This is a genomic window from Gordonia sp. BP-119, from assembly GCF_016924115.1.
GTDB classification, from domain to species: domain Bacteria; phylum Actinomycetota; class Actinomycetes; order Mycobacteriales; family Mycobacteriaceae; genus Gordonia; species Gordonia hongkongensis.
In genome coordinates, this window is the sequence record NZ_JAFFZF010000024.1 from 65249 (window position 1) to 81829 (window position 16581).

The 16581-nt window shown below is 67.9% G+C and carries 15 protein-coding genes and 1 riboswitch; of the genes, 8 read left to right on the forward strand and 7 right to left on the reverse strand.

Annotation, left to right across the window (positions count from 1 at the left end; genetic code table 11):
* Window positions 1-33 precede the first annotated feature (33 nt).
* On the reverse strand, window positions 34-1374 hold the full coding sequence (locus JW364_RS14870) for a salicylate synthase (protein ID WP_165630655.1): 1341 nt from the start codon (window positions 1372-1374) through the stop codon (window positions 34-36).
* 157 nt (window positions 1375-1531) lie between these two features.
* Between JW364_RS14870 and JW364_RS14875 the strand changes: the two genes are divergently transcribed.
* Window positions 1532-3202 (forward strand): (2,3-dihydroxybenzoyl)adenylate synthase, encoded by a 1671-nt coding sequence (locus JW364_RS14875; protein ID WP_078111966.1) that lies wholly within the window; start codon window positions 1532-1534, stop codon window positions 3200-3202.
* A gap of 166 nt (window positions 3203-3368) precedes the next feature.
* Here JW364_RS14875 and JW364_RS14880 read toward each other — a convergent pair whose 3' ends face one another.
* Entirely contained in the window at window positions 3369-3716 is a 348-nt protein-coding gene (locus JW364_RS14880; RefSeq protein ID WP_058251372.1) for a GNAT family N-acetyltransferase, read from the reverse strand.
* A gap of 219 nt (window positions 3717-3935) precedes the next feature.
* Window positions 3936-4025: riboswitch (TPP riboswitch) on the forward strand.
* A 7-nt stretch (window positions 4026-4032) separates the two neighbouring features.
* Here JW364_RS14880 and thiC point away from each other — a divergent pair.
* Window positions 4033-5721 carry a phosphomethylpyrimidine synthase ThiC gene (thiC, locus tag JW364_RS14885; protein ID WP_240199121.1) on the forward strand — a complete coding sequence of 563 codons (1689 nt, stop codon included), beginning with the start codon at window positions 4033-4035 and terminating at the stop codon, window positions 5719-5721.
* Complete coding sequence (thiD, locus tag JW364_RS14890) at window positions 5721-6641, forward strand: bifunctional hydroxymethylpyrimidine kinase/phosphomethylpyrimidine kinase (protein WP_205333744.1); 921 nt, start codon at window positions 5721-5723, stop codon at window positions 6639-6641. Before thiC ends, thiD begins: the two co-directional genes overlap by 1 nt.
* A 77-nt stretch (window positions 6642-6718) precedes the next feature.
* Here thiD and JW364_RS14895 read toward each other — a convergent pair whose 3' ends face one another.
* Window positions 6719-7108: an SHOCT domain-containing protein gene (locus JW364_RS14895; RefSeq protein ID WP_058251374.1), complete on the reverse strand. Its 390-nt coding sequence runs from the start codon at window positions 7106-7108 to the stop codon at window positions 6719-6721.
* A 192-nt stretch (window positions 7109-7300) separates the two neighbouring features.
* Here JW364_RS14895 and JW364_RS14900 point away from each other — a divergent pair, with 192 nt between their 5' ends.
* Window positions 7301-8365, forward strand: a complete 1065-nt coding sequence (locus JW364_RS14900) for an LLM class flavin-dependent oxidoreductase (RefSeq protein ID WP_205333743.1) — start codon at window positions 7301-7303, stop codon at window positions 8363-8365.
* Here the strand turns inward: JW364_RS14900 and egtD are convergent.
* Window positions 8346-9335 (reverse strand): L-histidine N(alpha)-methyltransferase, encoded by a 990-nt coding sequence (gene egtD, locus JW364_RS14905; protein WP_205333742.1) that lies wholly within the window; start codon window positions 9333-9335, stop codon window positions 8346-8348. The genes JW364_RS14900 and egtD overlap by 20 nt on opposite strands.
* Window positions 9332-10645, reverse strand: a complete 1314-nt coding sequence (egtB, locus tag JW364_RS14910) for an ergothioneine biosynthesis protein EgtB (protein ID WP_078111738.1) — start codon at window positions 10643-10645, stop codon at window positions 9332-9334. The genes egtD and egtB overlap by 4 nt, the downstream gene beginning before the upstream one ends.
* Before the next feature lie 172 nt (window positions 10646-10817).
* On the opposite strand from egtB, the gene JW364_RS14915 reads away from it, so the two are divergent.
* The gene (locus JW364_RS14915) at window positions 10818-11669 is read left to right on the forward strand and encodes a Clp protease N-terminal domain-containing protein (protein WP_078111739.1); all 852 of its coding nucleotides are present in this window, start codon (window positions 10818-10820) and stop codon (window positions 11667-11669) included.
* Here the strand turns inward: JW364_RS14915 and JW364_RS14920 are convergent.
* Window positions 11666-12160: a DUF5709 domain-containing protein gene (locus JW364_RS14920; protein ID WP_078111740.1), complete on the reverse strand. Its 495-nt coding sequence runs from the start codon at window positions 12158-12160 to the stop codon at window positions 11666-11668. The two genes, JW364_RS14915 and JW364_RS14920, sit on opposite strands and share 4 nt — an antisense overlap.
* A 129-nt stretch (window positions 12161-12289) precedes the next feature.
* Here JW364_RS14920 and JW364_RS14925 point away from each other — a divergent pair, with 129 nt between their 5' ends.
* Window positions 12290-12871, forward strand: coding sequence for a hypothetical protein (locus JW364_RS14925; protein ID WP_175404303.1), 582 nt, complete (start codon window positions 12290-12292; stop codon window positions 12869-12871).
* Between the two features lie 4 nt (window positions 12872-12875).
* Here JW364_RS14925 and JW364_RS14930 read toward each other — a convergent pair whose 3' ends face one another.
* Window positions 12876-13301: a DoxX family protein gene (locus JW364_RS14930; protein ID WP_058251379.1), complete on the reverse strand. Its 426-nt coding sequence runs from the start codon at window positions 13299-13301 to the stop codon at window positions 12876-12878.
* A 222-nt stretch (window positions 13302-13523) separates the two neighbouring features.
* On the opposite strand from JW364_RS14930, the gene JW364_RS14935 reads away from it, so the two are divergent.
* Together JW364_RS14935 and JW364_RS14940 are read left to right on the forward strand one after the other, a co-directional pair.
* Window positions 13524-14891: a M1 family metallopeptidase gene (locus tag JW364_RS14935; protein WP_205333741.1), complete on the forward strand. Its 1368-nt coding sequence runs from the start codon at window positions 13524-13526 to the stop codon at window positions 14889-14891.
* 8 nt (window positions 14892-14899) lie between these two features.
* A complete protein-coding gene (locus JW364_RS14940) occupies window positions 14900-16177 on the forward strand; it encodes a polysaccharide biosynthesis protein (RefSeq protein ID WP_205333740.1) in 1278 nt (425 codons plus the stop codon).
* Window positions 16178-16581: the final 404 nt, after the last annotated feature.

Consider the following 16581-nt stretch of genomic DNA (forward strand, 5'->3'; position numbering starts at 1 on the left):
GGGTGGTGATGTTCGGTCGAAAGTATCGGTCGGTCAGCGCGGGACCACGTACGGGGCGACGCTGGCCAGCTTCTCGCAGGTCTCGGTGAACTCGCGCTCCGGCGTGGACTGGGCGACGATCCCGGCACCGGCACGCAGCCATGCGCCTTGCCCGGACGAGAAGATGGTGCGCAGGGCCAGGGTCGCCTCGAGCTCGCCCGTCGACGAGGCGGTGAGGATCGCGCCGGAGTACAGGCCGCGGCGTCGGGGCTCGAGACGGTCGATCGCCTCCACGGCCGGGGTCTTGGGGATGCCCGACGCGGTGATCGACGGGAACACCACCTCGAGTGCACGCCACGGCGTTTCATGATCGGCGAGGGTCCCGCGCACGGTCGAGGCCAGATGCTGGACGCTCCCGCGCTCACGAACCTCCATGAACTCACTCACGGCCGTGGTGTCCGCAGCGGCGATCGAGGAGATCTCGTCGAAGCACGCGCGCACCGACATGGCGTGCTCGGCGATCTCCTTGGCATCCGAGAGCAGGTCGGCGCGGGCCGCCGCGTCCTGCTCCGCGGAGATCCCGAAAGCCCTTGTGCCGGCAAGTGGTTCGGTGACCACGGTCCGGTCGTCGTGCACCGCGACCACGAGTTCGGGACTGAACCCGGCCGCCTGCAGGTCACCGAGCGAGAGCAGGTAGCTCCGGGCGGGGTTGTTGTCGGCACGGCCGCGGGCGTAGGTGGCGGGGATGTCGACGTCGAACGGGATGTCGACGGCGCGCGAGAGGATCACCTTCTGGTACCGGCCGGCTTCGATCTCGGCGACAGCCGTGGCCACACGGCCGCGGTAGTCGTCCGGGTCGGACTGCACGTCCACCGGCCGTGACTCGACGGAAACGGTTGCTCGCGAAGCGATCTCGAGGAGACGACCGGCACGCTCGGCGTCGAGCGACCCGGTGTCGACCCCGTCGGCATCGACGGTCGCCTCGAACTCGGGAACGATGAGGTGCGCCAGCACCGTGTCCTCGGGAACGCGCTCGAGTATGCCGTGATAGGGCGCGCAGAAGTCGAAACCGACCCAGCCGTAGACGCGCCAGTCGGGAATCGACAGCGACGCGGTCGCGGCGGCGAGCGCATCGGCGGGGTCGCCATGCCAGGACGTCGTCGTGCGGTCGCCCTGATCGTCGACGATGACCTCACTGCGTGTGATCACCACGCGGGCGCGGACACCCGCCGCGAAGGTCCAGCGCCGGTCACGCTCGTAGACGACATGGTCGCCGAATTCGCCGGAGCCGGCCCAGGCGGCCGTGATCCGCGCGGCGTCGGACTCGCTCAGCGGCGAGGCCGGCGCGAGCAGGTCGACGAACTGCGCGGCGTGCGATTCGGTTGTCAGCGACATGTCCTTCGTTCCTCCGGTCGTGATGCACTCGAGCACCGATGATCATAGGGAATCTTAGGGCAGCCTAATCAAACAATCCCCCGCGGGTCGACAGCCGACCTCCCGCCCTGCATCGACCGGTAAGGTTACCCTATCCTGCCTGTGTTTGAATGAACTCATGCCGACGCATCTCGACCCCGCGACCGATCTGCTCGACGGTTTCGCTCCCCACACCGACGCACAGGCACAGAAGTACCGCGACGCCGGCGTCTTCCTCGACCGCCCGTTGTTCGCCGGCCTCGATCTGGCCGCCGAGCGAACTCCCGACTCCCCTGCGCTGACCGATGCCTCCACCGACGGGCCGCGCACGCTCACCTATGCCGAGTTCCGCGACGCCACCCTCCGTCGTGCCGCCGGTTTCGTCGCGGCCGGACTGCGGCCGACGCAACGGGTCGTGTTGCAGCTGAACAACTCCCTCGACTTCGCGGTCACCCTGTACGGCCTCCTACGCGCGGGTGTCGTTCCGGTGATGACGCTGCCCGCGCACCGGATCACCGAGATCGCCCATCTCGCAGCCGGTGCCGGCGCGGTCGCCTACATCGGTGAGGACGGCCGCCGGGGGTTCGACTATCGCGAGCTCGCGACCGAGCTGCAGTCACGGGTGCCCGACGTCGCGCAGGTCTTCATCTCCGGCGAACCTGGTCGATTCACACCGCTCCCCGACGCCGACCCCGCCTCGGTCGAGCTCCCGGCTGCCCCCGACGCCGGGCTACCCGCCCTGTTCCTCGTGTCGGGGGGCACCACCGGACTGCCGAAACTCATCGCGCGCACGCACGACGACTACGACCTCAACGCCCGGCTGTCCGCGGACGTCGCCGGCCTCACCGCCGACGACACCTACCTCGTCGCCCTGCCGGCCGCGCACAACTTTCCGCTGTGCTGCCCGGGAATCCTGGGCGTCTTCGGTGCGGGCGGCCACGTCGTCTTAGCCGACAACCCCAGTCCGGACAACACTTTCGACCTCATCGAGCGGCACCGCGTCACGGTGACCGCGCTCGTCCCCGCGCTCGCGCAACTCTGGTGCGCGGCGACCGAGTGGGAGCCGGCGGACATCAGCTCCCTGCGCCTGCTGCAGGTGGGCGGCGCCAAGCTGGCACAGTCCGACGCCGTCGCCCTCGACGCGGCCCTCGGCCCCGTCGTCCAGCAGGTCTTCGGCATGGCCGAGGGGCTGATCTGCTACACCCGGACCGACGACCCGCGTGACTTGGTGCACCAAGTGCAAGGGGCACCGATGTCGGAGCTCGACGAGGTGCGGGTCGTCGACGAGGGCGGAGCCGATGTCCCCGACGGGGAAGAAGGTGAACTGCTGGTGCGGGGGCCCTACACGATCCGCGGTTACTACCGCGCCACGGCGCACAACGAGAAGTCCTTCACGCCGGACGGCTTCTACCGGTCCGGGGACAAGGTCACCCGGCTGCCGTCGGGGCACCTGGCCGTGACCGGCCGCATCAAGGACACCATCGTGCGCGCCGGGGAGAACGTCGCCGCCGACGACGTCGAGGAGAACCTCCTCGCCCACGATTCGGTCCGGCAGGTCGCGGTGGTCGGGCTGCCCGACGACGCGCTCGGTGAGAAGATCTGTGCGGCAGTCGTGCTCTCGCACGAACACCCCCCGGCCCGACCACTCGAGCTGGCCGCGATCCGCACCTTCCTCGCCGACCGCGGACTCGCCTCCTTCAAACTGCCCGACGTGGTCCGCGTCGTGCGCACGCTCCCGGTCACCGCAGTAGGCAAGATCGACAAAAAGGTGCTCCGCGAGACACTGCTGTCGGAGCCGTCGGCAGGCTGAGCCGAGTCGGAGCCCGCTCCTCACACCGGCGCGAGGAGCGCGACCACCGCACCATAATCCCAAGGAAGCGCATAACCCCTGCTCCCTGAGGTGCGAGGAGCGATAGCGACGAGCCTCGAAGGGTCCGGCGAGGAATGTTCCGGAGCCGCCGAGGCTTACCTTCGGATCACACCGGCGCGAGGGTCACGATCCCGGGATGGCCGTCGAGATAGTGCTTGGTGAAGGTGCACACGGGCCGCAGGCGGGCGCCCTGCTCGCGGGTGAAGTGCACGACGGTGCGGGTGAGTCGGGTGGCGAGACCATGTCCGGTGTACTCGTCGTAGAGCACGGTGTGTAGGACGGTGATGGTGGTCTGACCGTCGACCGTCTCGGTCGAATAGCCGAGCACGCCGACCAGGTCGCCGGCGACCCACAGCTCGAACCGGTCGCGGTCGGGATTGTGCACCACCTGCGAGATCTGCTGCAGGATCGACTTCGCCGACTGTGGTGGTCGCTGACGATGCTTGCGTAGCACCCGACCCTCCTCACCTCTTGATCGTGGACATCGGACCACTGACATGTGCCGTCCGAACCTCGGCATAGGCCCCGCTTGTGATCCGGGTCACACGGTACCTTACGGAACCGTAACTGATGACCCCGATCGTCCGGTCGTCGCACATCGAGACGGTCGCGCGCACCCCTACGACCCGAACGAACTCCGCGCTGTAGGGTGGCGGACGCACGACAACTACACCGCGGGGGCTCTCACGATGACCGAGGGCTGAGATGGCGACGGGCGGTCGCCGACCGCTCGAACCTGTCCGGGTAATGCCGGCGTAGGGAGACCAGCCATGGGCACACGTGTATCCACCACCCGCAACAGCAGCGCACCCGCCGATTCCGGGTTCCTGACCCTCGGCCCGATCGAGGGCAGCGCCAAGCACTACCTCGCCGTCGACGACCTGCGTGTGCCGCAGCGTCGAATCCAGCTCACCAACGGCGAACACCTCGACGTCTACGACACCTCCGGCCCCTACACCGATACGGCGGCGCACATCGACGTCGAGAAGGGCCTCACCCCCACCCGCGACAGCTGGCATCGGCCCGACCCGATCGACGGCGCGAGCACCCAGCTGGCCTGGGCGCGTGCCGGCATCATCACCGACGAGATGCGGTTCATCGCCGCCCGGGAGGGCGTCGACGCCGAACTGGTCCGGTCGGAGGTCGCCATCGGCCGCGCGGTCATCCCGGCCAACCACCGCCACCCCGAGTCCGAACCGATGATCATAGGCAAGAACTTCGCGGTGAAAGTCAATGCGAACATCGGTAATTCGGCGGTGCGCAGCTCGATCTCCGACGAGGTCGAGAAGATGGTGTGGGCCACCCGCTGGGGCGCCGACACGATCATGGATCTCTCGACCGGCGCCGACATCCACACCACCCGCGAGTGGATCATGCGTAACTCGCCGGTCCCCGTGGGGACGGTTCCGATCTACCAGGCGCTGGAGAAGGTCAACGGCGATCCCGCCTCGCTGACCTGGGAACTGTATCGCGACACCGTCATCGAGCAGGCGGAGCAGGGCGTCGATTATATGACCGTCCATGCCGGTGTCCTGCTGCGCTACGTTCCGCTGACCGCGAAGCGGGTGACGGGCATCGTCTCGCGCGGCGGTTCGATCATGGCGGCCTGGTGTCTCGCGCACCACCGGGAGTCGTTCCTGTACACGCACTTCGACGAGTTGTGCGAGATCTTCCGCCGCTACGACATCACGTTCTCCCTCGGCGACGGCTTGCGCCCCGGATCGATCGCCGACGCGAACGACGAGGCCCAGTTCGCCGAACTCCGCACTCTCGGCGAGCTGACCGCGATCGCCAAATCGCATGGTGTGCAGGTCATGATCGAAGGCCCCGGGCACGTCCCGATGCACAAGATCGCCGAGAACGTGCGCCTGGAGGAGGAGCTGTGCGAGGAGGCCCCCTTCTACACCCTGGGTCCGCTCGCCACCGACATCGCACCTGCCTATGACCACATCACCTCGGCCATCGGCGCCGCGATGATCGCCCAGGCCGGCACCGCGATGCTCTGCTACGTGACTCCGAAAGAGCATCTAGGACTTCCGGACCGCGACGACGTCAAGGTCGGCGTGATCACCTACAAGATCGCCGCCCACTCGGCCGACCTCGCCAAGGGCCACCCGCGGGCACAAGAGCGCGACGACGCACTCAGCAAGGCGCGCTTCGAGTTCCGCTGGACCGACCAGTTCAACCTCGCGCTCGACCCCGACACCGCCCGCGCCTACCACGACGACACACTGCCCGCCGAACCCGCCAAGACGGCCCACTTCTGTTCGATGTGCGGGCCCAAGTTCTGTTCGATGCGGATTTCGGCGGATGTCCGTGCGTACGCCGAAGAGCACGGTCTCGTCACCGCGGACGACATCGACCGGACTATCGCCGAGGGCATGGCCGCGAAGTCGGCCGAGTTCGCCGAGGCCGGTAACCGCGTGTACCTCCCGCTCCAGACGACCGGCGGCGCCTGATGCGCACAGACGACGCACGACGACGCACAGTCGACGCGAATCAGCGCACGGTCGACGAACAGGCCTACACGGGACTCCCGCTGTCACCGCCCGGAACGGCCCCGGTACGGGTCCTGACCATCGCTGGTTCGGACTCCGGCGGGGGCGCGGGAATACAGGCAGACATGCGCACCTTCGCCCTGCTCGGGGTGCACGGGTGTGTCGCGGTGACCGCGGTGACGGTCCAGAACTCGGTGGGCGTGAGCGGGTTCGAGGAGATCTCACCGCAGACCGTGGCGGCGCAGATCGACTCCGTGTCCGGTGACATCGGTGTGGCCGCGGCGAAGACCGGGATGCTCGCGTCGGCGCCCATCATCGAGGCCATCGTCGAGCAGTGCCGCACGAGCGGTATCGGCCGGGACACATCCGTTCCGCTGGTGGTCGATCCGGTGTGCGCGTCGATGCACGGCAACCAGCTGCTCGCCGACTCGGCACTCGACACCCTGCGGCACAGCCTGTTTCCCCTCGCGACGGTGGTGACCCCGAACCTGGACGAGGTTCGCCTGATCACCGGGATCGAGGTCACCGATACCGCGTCGCAACGCGACGCGGCCAGGGCGCTGCTCGATCTCGGGCCGCGCTGGGCGCTGGTGAAAGGCGGGCACCTGCGAAGCTCGGACCACTCCCCCGATCTGCTCTACGACGGCGACCAGTTCATCGAGCTCAGCCACGAACGCATCGACACCCCGCATGACCACGGCGCCGGCGACACCCTCGCCGCCGCGATCGCATGCGCGCTGGCCCACGGGCACGACGTTCCCGCGGCGGTCGGCTTCGGCAAGGACTGGGTGACCCGCTGCCTGGCCGCTGCGTATCCACTGGGCGCCGGCCACGGTCCGGTCAATCCGCTGTGGCGTGTGGGCGTCGGGTCGGCGGACTGACGCGAACACGAGAAACAGACAACGCTCCCCGACGGCGACCGGCGCCATCGGGGAGCGTTGTCTGTGTCGAGGGACCGTCAGGCGGTTCCGCTGAGGGCCTTGCTCTTCAAGTGCTCGAACTCCTGGGGTGTGATCGCGCCCGAGTCGAGCAGGTTCTTCGCGTCGGCGATCTGCTGGGTCGGCGAGGTGCCTGCGACGGACCGGATGTACTCGTCGGACGCCTGCTTGGCCTCGCTGTACGCCTCACGCTGACGCTCGGCCATCCCCTTGCCCTTCGCGAGCAGGTACACGATGGCGGTGATGTACGGGAAGATGATCAGGAAGACCACCCACGCCGCCTTCGCCCACCCCGAAGCCGCCTTGTCGCGGAACAGGTCGCTGATGATGTGCCACAGGACGATCAGGTAGGCGACGAACGCGAAGATGACGATCGTGTACCAGATGAAGTCCCAGAATGAATCCCACATCGGAGTGTCTCCCTTGTCTAGAAGAATCGGCGCTCGCACGCCGAGCACATGAACCGATATGAAGCATTACACAGCACCGACCTCGACACCGTGACGAACTGGAAAGATGTTCGTGAAATCGTGTGAAGAGACCAATGCGGGCGCAATTCCTCCGATTTCGCCCCACACGATCACAACTTCGCGAAGGGCGACATGGAATCTCACCCGGTAGGTATCGAGAAGGTCGAGCTCGGTCTCGACACGTTCGGGGACATCACCGCCGAACCCGACGGCACATTGCGCTCGGGGTCGCAGACCCTGCGCGATCTGCTCGAGCAGGCCATCCTCGCCGACACGGTCGGCGTCGACTTCCTCGGTGTCGGTGAGCATCACCGCGACGACTACGCGGTGTCGGCACCCGAGGTCGTACTCGGCGCGATCGCGGCGCGCACCACCCGGATGCGTCTCGGTTCGGCCGTCACCGTCCTGAGTTCCGATGATCCGATCCGCGTGTTCCAGCGGTTCTCGACAGTCGATGCGTTGTCGTCGGGTCGTGCCGAGGTGATCCTCGGGCGCGGGTCGTTCACCGAGTCGTTTCCGCTGTTCGGTTTCGACCTCTCCGATTACGAGGAACTGTTCAGCGACAAGCTGGCCCTGTTCGCCGAACTGCGCACCGGCCGACCGGTCTCCTGGTCGGGTTCCACGCGCAGTCCGCTGCAGTCCCAGACGGTCTACCCCGAACTCGAGAACCCTCCCCTGCCGACGTGGATCGCGGTCGGCGGCAGCCCGGAGTCGGTGGTGCGTGCCGCGTCGTACGGCCTGCCACTCATGCTCGCGATCATCGGCGGCGACCCGTTGCGCTTCAAGCCGTACGTCGATCTCTATCACCGCGCCCTGCGCGAGATGGACAAGCCGCTGTTGCCCGTCGGCGTGCACTCACCGGGACATGTCGCCGACACCGACGCGCAGGCACGCGACGCCCTATGGCCGCACTACCGCGAGTACGTCGGACGCATCGGTCGCGAACGCGGTTGGCCGCCGCCGACCCGCATCGAGTTCGAGCGGTCGACGGGACCCGGCGGCTCGCTCTACGTCGGGTCGCCCGACACCGTTGCCCGCAAGATCGCGTCGACCGTCCAAGCACTGGGACTGAGCCGATTCGACCTGAAGTATTCGCACGGGACACTCGGCCACCCCGAGCTCATGCGCAGCATCGAACTTTATGGAACGAAGGTCATCCCGCGGGTGCGCGAACTGCTCAGCGTCGGGTCAGGGTGAGCTGGAAGTCGCCTGCGGGATCGGTCCACGCCGACACGACGGACAGTCCGGCCGACTCGAGTTCTTCCGCGAGCGCCCCGGGCTGGAACTTGGTGCTGATCTCGGTGTGGATCTCGGTTCCCGCGGGCACCCGCCACGATCGGCCCAGCACACCGAAGTACGCGTCGACGTCCCGCCGGGCACGTAGCCACATCTCGACGCGGTGCTCGCCCGGATTCCAGCGGGCGATGTGTTCGAAGTCGTCGGCGTAGAGCCCGCGAGCGTCGAGGCCGGCACGAAGCACCTCGATCATGTTCCGGTTGAAATCGGCGGTCACACCGGCACTGTCGTCGTAGGCGGCGACGAGCCGCCCGGTGTCCTTGACGAGGTCGGTACCGAGGAGGAAGTAGTCACCCGGGGACAACGAGCCGACCATCGAACGATAGAACTCCGCGCGCGCAGCAGGATCGAAGTTGCCGATCGTGCCACCGAGGAACACCGCGAGGCGCGGGCCGTCGGCGGGCGGGAGATCCAGGTCGGGCTCGGTGAAGTCGGCGACCACGGGGACGACGTCGATCCCGGGATAGTCGACGGCGAGCACTTCGGCTGTCGTCGTGAGCACCTCGGTGCTGACGTCGACGGGGACGTAGGTCGGACGCTCACCGTCGGCGGCCGCGTCCACGAAGGCGTCGAGCAGCAGACGCGTCTTGGTCGATGTGCCCGAGCCCAGTTCGACGATGACGTCGGCACGGGTCGTCGAGGCGATCTCGGCCGACCGCGCGCGCAGGATCGCGGTCTCGCGGCGGGTGGGATAGTACTCGGGCAGACGGGTGATCTCGTCGAAGAGCTTGCTGCCGCGCTCGTCGTACAACCACTTCGTCGGGAGGACCGGCGGTTGCTGCCACAATCCCGAGAGTGCGTCTGCGGCAAGGCCCCCGATGGCCGTGTCCCCGGTGGTCGCCGTCACCGGGGTGTCGCTGTCGAGGCTCATCGGGCCAGCCGGAGTCCCGAGAAGACCCAGCGCGACGGCGCCGGGAAGAAGTTCCGGTACGTCAGTCGTTCGTGACCCACAGGCGTCACCGCGCTCGCCCCACGCAGCACATGCTGGTCGGACATGAACTTGCCGTTGTATTCACCCACCGCGCCGTTGGCGGGCACGAAGCCGGGATAGGGCAGGTACGCACTGGCCGTCCACTCCCACACATCCCCGATCATCGCCGCACCGACGCGGCCGGGATGACATCGGTCCGGGTCGAGCAGGGCCCCGCGCTCGGTACCCAGTGAGCCGGCGGCGATCTCCCACTCGAATTCGGTGGGCAACCGGGCCCCCGCCCAGCGGGCGTAGGCGTCGGCCTCGTAGAACGAGACGTGCAGGACGGGCTCGTCGGGCACGATGCGCCGCCGACCGGACAGGGTGTACGTCGTCCAGTCCGACGGGTCGGTGGAGCGCGCACCGGTCTCGTCGCGCCAGTATCCCGGTGCGTCCCATCCGGTCTGGCGGATGGTCGCCCACCCGTCGGACAACCAGAATTCGGCGCGCCGGTAACCGTCGTCGGCCATGAACTCCAGCCAGTCGGCGTTGGTGACCGCGCGGTCGGCGATCTCGAAGTCCTCGAGATACACCCGGTGTCGGGGGCCCTCGTTGTCGTAGGAGAATCCGCTGCCCAACGCGCCGATCTCGTTGACGCCGCCCTCGAACTGCCGCCAGCCCAACGCTTTCGCGATGCCCGGTTCGTCGGGTTCGCGATCGACGTACACCGGCCCGAACGTATTGGTGGAGAAGAGATGCTTGATGTCCATGAGCAGCAGCTCCTGGTGCTGCTGTTCGTGATTGAAGCCGAGTTCGACGAGTTCGAGTGCGGCCTCGTCGAGGTCGCCGCGCTCGAGGAGATCCACCATCGCGGCGTCGACATGCTCGCGATAGCGGGTCACATCGCGGACACCCGGCCGCGTGACGAGACCGCGATCAGGTCGTGGATGCCGTTCTCCCACAGCCTCGTAGTAGCTGTTGAACAGGTACCGGAACGTGTCGTCGTAGACCTTGTACGCGGGGTCACGCCGCAGGATGAACTCCTCGAAGAACCAGGTGACGTGCGCCCGGTGCCATTTCGCCGGGCTCGCCTCGGTCATCGACTGCGGTGTCTGGTCCTCGGGCGAAAGCCGTTCGGACAGCGTGTCGGTCAGGGCGCGGACGTCGAGGTAGCGACGCGCGACATCGGTGACGACCCCGTTCGCCGGCGGGCTCTCGGCGGACCGGGTGTCTGTGGACTGGGGACGAACCGACGGTTCGGTGATGCTCACTGGATAACCTCCCGTGGCAAAGCCTGGAGCGGCCGGCGACGACTTCGCCGATCTCCGCATCCATCGTCATGACGCTTGCCGTTCCTGTCAACGCACACGCGCTTGATCGGCCTCGACGTGTCGTCGTCAACTCGGGGTTGACGCGATCAACTCGTCAACCTACGGTTGACGCATGCCCCAGAATTCAGTCTCCATCCGCCTCGACGACCTGATCCATGCCATCCGCAAGGTCCACGACGACCCGTTGGACCAACTCTCCGACGCGGTGGTCGCCGCGCAGCACCTGGGCGACATCGCCGACAGCCTGATCGGTCACTTCGTCGACCAGGCCCGTCGCTCGGGGGCATCGTGGACCGCGATCGGCACCAGCATGGGCGTGAGCAAACAGGCCGCTCAGAAGCGGTTCGTCGACCGCGTGTCGTCCGCAGGCGAGAACGATGCACCCGGCGCGGACAACCCGTTCTCGCGTTTCACGCCCCGGGCCGCGAACGTACTGATGGCCGCGAACGCGGCAGCGGCCGCAGGCCGCGCCGAGCACGTGACCCCGGCCCACATCGCGCAGGCCCTCACGGCCGAACCGAAGTCCCTCGTGTTCCATGTGTTGCGGGACTCCGGCGTCGACGCCGACGCCTGGCGTGCAGCCATCGCGCCGCTGCTCCCGGCACCGCGGGACATCGCCGACGACGAAGCAACGAGCGTGGTGCCCTACGACGACGCGTCGAAGTCGGTCCTGGAGTCGACCGTCGCTGCCGCCCTCGATCTCGGGCACAACTACATCGGCACGGAGCATCTTCTGCTCGGCTTCTTCGCCGATGCCACGCTCGCCGAGGCGATGAGCGGGCTGGGTCTCACGGCCGACGCCGTCCGCTCGACCATCGTCGCGACGCTGGCGCAGGTGATGGAGCAACCCGGCGCCGGGAGCGAAGCGAGCGGGCCGAATCAAACCGGCGCCGGGAGCGAAGCGAGCGGGCCGAAACAGACCGGCGCCGGGAGCGAAGCGAGCGGGCCGGGTCAGACCGACTAGTCCGAATCGGAGATGTAGTGCACGGCAGCCTCTTCCGCGGAGGCCCCGGCACCGTCGATCCCGGCGTCCTCGGCCACGGCGTCGGACTCGGTGTCGATGCCCGACCCGGCGTCCGGGGCGATGAGTCGTCCGGCGCGGCGGTCGCCGACCTCGTCGTCCTCCTCGAACTCTTCGTCGCGGTCGGAATCGTGTGCGCGCCAGTCGGTCCGCGCACGTTCCTCGGCGGTGATCTCGTCGAGCGGATCGACCGCCCCGACGTCGGGCTCCTCTTCGGCAAGCCGCTCGTCGAGCGTCTCGCCCTCGGCCTGCTCGCGGGGGGTCAGCCCGTGGACGGCACCCTTGGGCTCATAGTCGGGCGGTGAGTACCCCTCGTCGAGGACGTCGTCGACGCCGCGGTCGTCCAGAGTGTCCTCGGGCTGCAGTTGGTCGTCCTCGTCCAGGCTGTACTCGCCGTCCGAACCCTCCGGGGTGCTACCGATGTCGTCCTTCATCCTTGCCACGATGCCAGCCCGCCGGGAGTCCCGCCAGGACGACCCGACGGTGCCACTTGGCCGGCCGGTGTCGGTCGTGCTCACCCGGTTCGGCCGAATCGCCGATGCCGGGGTGCCGGATCGGCGACAATGTCGAGGGTGATCGAGGAAATGCAGGCCGAGGCCCGGGCGCTGCTCTCGGCCGGTGAATACGACCACGCGCTGGCCGAGTTCTCCGTGCTCCGCGAGATCAGATCGCGCCGCGAGGGACCGTATTCGGTGATGTACCTGTCCAATCTGCACGACTGCGTCCGCTGCATGTCCCATCTCATGCTGTGGTCCGACGCCAGCCACCTGTGTCGTGAACTCCACGGCAAGTACGTGCGCACGCACGGGCGCGCCGAAGCCGACACGGTCGACGTCGCGAAGCACTGGGCTTGGGCGCTCGTGCACCTGCACGACTATTCGCCGGCCGTCCGGTTGTACCTGCTGACCGCCGACGCGCTCTGGGAGTCCGATCCCGCCCAGGCGCAACGTCTGCTCGGCGCGGCGGTGGTCCACCGGCACGACACCGATCCCCTCGCACTGATCTCGCCGGGGCTCATCGACGGTGTCGGACTCCGTCATGCCGACGAGGAGCGAGAACTGCTCACGCGCCTGGTCGAGAGGCTGGCCGATGGTGGCGGCGCTCCGGCGAGCGCGGCCACCATCGACGGTCTGGCTCTGGTGTGAGCCGTCAGACGACGTCTCGGCGTCGGCGTCGCATGATGTAGCTGTCGGCGCCCATCCGGCCGGCCGACGTGTAGCCGACGGCCAGCAGGCCCGCGATCAGCGCGAGCGGCCACTCGTAACCGCCGTCCATGTTCCAGAACCCGGCGTCCCAGTGCACGAACACGATCGCGCCGATCATGTCGGCGATCAGCAGGGTCGCGACGATCGGCAGCAGCAGTCCGAGGATCAGCAGGATGCCGCCGATCAGCTCGACCCATGTCGCGTAGTACGCGGCGAGCTCTGGGTAGGGGATGTCCATGCCGGCCGGGCCGAATGCCGCCTTGGTGGCGTCCATACCCTGGGTGACCAGCTTCTGCCACCCGTGGGCGATGAAGATGATGCCGAGTATCAGGCGCGCGAGAAACTGCGCCACACTACCGAATCCGCTCATTCCGCACTCCTCGAATCGATCGGGCGGGCCGGCTGTGCCGCCGCCAGGTACTCTCTCAGTGTCCGGGACAGCATCGCCCCGTCGCGGGTGAACAGCCGAATCGAGACGTCACCACCGAACCGCAACCGCTTCGTGACCGGTCGCAGCGCGTCGCCGACGCGACTCGTCGAGGCGCGCCGCCGCACGTCAGCCCGCCGGGGCAGAACGGAGTAGGAGTCGAGAGTGCCGGGAAAGTCTGGGCTGGGTTCACGTGGCAACTCCGGGCAACCCGTGCTGGGGGCACCCGCCGACGTCCTCGATACATATCTGCCCGACAACGGCAATCTGGGCTATCGCATCTCTCGATACGATCTGGAACTCGAGTACAAGGTGTCGAGCAATCGACTCGAGGGCACCGCGATCCTGACCGCGACGTCGTATGCCGAGCTCAAGCGTTTCACCCTCGACCTGGCGAGCTCGCTGTCGGTGCAACGGGTGTCGGTCAACGACAAGCGCGCCCGCTATTCGCATCGTCGGCACAAGCTGACCATCACCCCCGACACTCCACTCCCCCCGGGCGGGGCGATGACCGTCACCGTCCGATACCACGGCAGTCCGCATCCGATCCGCGGCCCGTGGGGTGAGGTCGGTTGGGAGGAACTGACCGACGGCTCGCTCTGTGCGAACCAGCCCAACGGGGCGGCGTCGTGGTTCCCCTGCGACGACCACCCGAGCGCCAAGGCGCCGTACCGGATCTCGATCACCACCGACAGCCCGTATCACGCGCTCGCCAACGGCGTCCTGGAGTCCAAGCGGGTCCGCGCCGCGCAGACCACCTGGGTCTACGAGCAGGTGGAACCGATGCCCACCTACCTGGCGTCGATCCAGATCGGTCAGTACAAGCAGATCTCGTTGGCGTCCAAACCGATTCCGGTCTCGGGCCTCGTCCCCTCGCGACTCGAGGAGAACTTCGGGGTCGATTTCGGTCAGCAGACCGAGATGATGGCGGCGTTCGTCGAGATGTTCGGGCCGTATCCGTTCCCGCAGTACACCGTCGTGGTCACCGACGACGAACTCGAGATCCCCATCGAGGCACAGAGTTTCTCCACCTTCGGGGCCAATCACTGCGACGGCAGCCGGCACGCGGAGCGGTTGATCGCCCACGAACTCGCGCATCAGTGGTTCGGCAACTCGGTGACCGCGGCCCGCTGGCGCGACATCTGGCTCCACGAGGGTTTCGCCTGTTACGCCGAATGGCTGTGGAGTCAGCACTCGGGCGGCCGCAGCGCCGACGAATGGGCGCGTCACTACTACGCGAAACTCGAATCGTCGCCGGTGCGTGTGCCACTCGCCGATCCCGGTCCGCGCAAGATGTTCGACGACTGGATCTACAAACGCGGCGCACTCACCCTGCACGCCCTGCGGCTGACCGTCGGTGACGGCGATTTCTTCGCCCTGCTGCAGCGGTGGACCGACAAGTACCGCTACGGCTCGGTGACCACCGAGGACTTCATGGCGCTCGCCGCCACCCACTCGTCGAAGCCGCTCAAGGATCTCTGGGACGACTGGCTGTTCACGCCCGAGTTGCCGCCGTTCCCGGGTCCTTCCTGAACCGTTCGATGACGACCGATCCGACGACGCCGGGTCCGGACGCCGGTTCGGCAGGTTCGGCAGGCGACACCGACGCACGTTCACTGGGCCGGGTCACGATGGCGACGATCGTCGCGGCCGCGTCGGGATATGTCGTCCTGCTCTTGGCGGCCAGGCATCTCGGGGCCGTCGGTTACGGCGTGTTCGCCGTGTTCTGGGCTGCCTACGGCCTGGTGACCGGGGCGCAGAACGGGCAACTGCAGGAGACGACGCGGGCGGTCCGGACCGCCGCATCGGAGGGGCTCGCCCGGTCACGCCCGTTGCTGGTCAACGCGGGCATCGGGCTCGGCCTGGCCGTTCTGGTCGTCGCGACGTCACCGTTGTGGAGCTCACGGGTGTTCACCGCGGATCGCGGCCTGTCGGTGCTGCTGCTCGCCGTCGGCGTGGCGAGCTTCGCGGTGTACGCGCACCTGTGCGGAGCGTTGTCGGGGCGGCTGGACTGGTCGTCGTTCGCGGTGCTGCTGTCGGTCGACGCGCTGATCCGGCTCGCTGGTGCGGGGATCGCGGTCGCGGCCGGCTGGGGCGTCACCGCGTTCCTGGTCGTCACCGTCGTCGGGTCGGTGTCGTGGTGCCTGCTGCTCGTGGTGTCGGCCTCGGCCCGCCGTGCCATCGACGTCGCCGGCGACGTCGCGCCCCGACGTCTGACGGGCAACACCCTGACCGCGATGGCCGCCGCCGCCGCGAGCGCCGTCCTCGTCATGGGCTTCCCCGTTCTGATCAACCTGACCACCGACCTGCGTGGCGGCCCCGACGCCGACGACGTCCGGACGATCGGCGCGCTGATCCTCGCCGTCACCCTGACCCGCGCACCGCTACTGGTGCCGCTCAACAGCTTTCAGGGTGTGCTGATCTCGAGGTTCGTCGACCGCCGGGACCATCGCCTTGCCGCGCTGGGTGCTCCCCTCGGGATCGTCACCGCGGTCGGTGGCGTCGGGGTGACGGCCGCGTGGCTGGTGGGCCCGTGGTTGCTGCGATCGGTGTTCGGCGCCGACTTCGATCTCGACGGTGTGGTCGTGGCGATGCTGACGCTCGGCGCGACGTGCCTGGCGCTGCTGACGGTGACCGGCGCCGCCGCGATCGCCGCGGGCGCCCACCGCTGGTACGCGGCCGGATGGTGGGTGTCGACCCTGGTCGCGATCGCGATGTTGTTGCTGCCGCTCGACGTCGCGACCCGGACCTGCGTCGCCCTCGTCGTCGGACCCCTGGTCGGCCTCGGCGTTCATCTCGTCGGGGTGCTGCGGGCCTGACCCTTCGTGACGCTCGCAAGCTCGCTCCTCAGGGAGCATGGGGTCGGCTCGCAAGCTCGCTCCTTAGTACCTGCGGCCTCGCGGCCGTCGTTGACCGAAAGAACCGCATAACCCCTGCTCCCTGAGGTGCGAGGAGCGCAAGCGACGAGCCTCGAAGGGCTGGTGAGGCGCGCTACGAGCCCTTCGAGGCTCGCTTCGCTCGCACCCCAGGGAGCAGGGGCTAAGCTCGCTTCGCTCGCACCTCAGGGAGCAGGGGTTGGGCTCGCCCACCCCCTAGGAGACTGCTGAAATAGTCGGTGTCGTTTCGGTGTGGGGTGAGCGGGTTTGCCTGGTGGGCTGGGATCCTGGTGGGTATGCAGGGTGAGCCGGATCGTCAGGGTGAGTTTCTGGATGTGAACTCGGTC

Bases quoted from the DNA above. Each gene is read 5' to 3' on its own strand.
- JW364_RS14870 (WP_165630655.1), bottom strand. From the start codon at position 1,374: ATGTCGCTGACAACCGAATCGCACGCCGCGCAGTTCGTCGACCTGCTC.
- egtD (WP_205333742.1), bottom strand. From the start codon at position 9,335: ATGAGCCTCGACAGCGACACCCCGGTGACGGCGACCACCGGGGACACG.
- JW364_RS14930 (WP_058251379.1), bottom strand. From the start codon at position 13,301: ATGAGCGGATTCGGTAGTGTGGCGCAGTTTCTCGCGCGCCTGATACTC.
- JW364_RS14925 (WP_175404303.1), top strand. From the start codon at position 12,290: ATGTCGAGGGTGATCGAGGAAATGCAGGCCGAGGCCCGGGCGCTGCTC.
- JW364_RS14900 (WP_205333743.1), top strand. From the start codon at position 7,301: ATGGAATCTCACCCGGTAGGTATCGAGAAGGTCGAGCTCGGTCTCGAC.
- JW364_RS14895 (WP_058251374.1), bottom strand. From the start codon at position 7,108: ATGTGGGATTCATTCTGGGACTTCATCTGGTACACGATCGTCATCTTC.
- JW364_RS14920 (WP_078111740.1), bottom strand. From the start codon at position 12,160: ATGAAGGACGACATCGGTAGCACCCCGGAGGGTTCGGACGGCGAGTAC.
- JW364_RS14915 (WP_078111739.1), top strand. From the start codon at position 10,818: ATGCCCCAGAATTCAGTCTCCATCCGCCTCGACGACCTGATCCATGCC.
- JW364_RS14940 (WP_205333740.1), top strand. From the start codon at position 14,900: ATGACGACCGATCCGACGACGCCGGGTCCGGACGCCGGTTCGGCAGGT.
- JW364_RS14875 (WP_078111966.1), top strand. From the start codon at position 1,532: ATGCCGACGCATCTCGACCCCGCGACCGATCTGCTCGACGGTTTCGCT.
- thiC (WP_240199121.1), top strand. From the start codon at position 4,033: ATGGGCACACGTGTATCCACCACCCGCAACAGCAGCGCACCCGCCGAT.
- thiD (WP_205333744.1), top strand. From the start codon at position 5,721: ATGCGCACAGACGACGCACGACGACGCACAGTCGACGCGAATCAGCGC.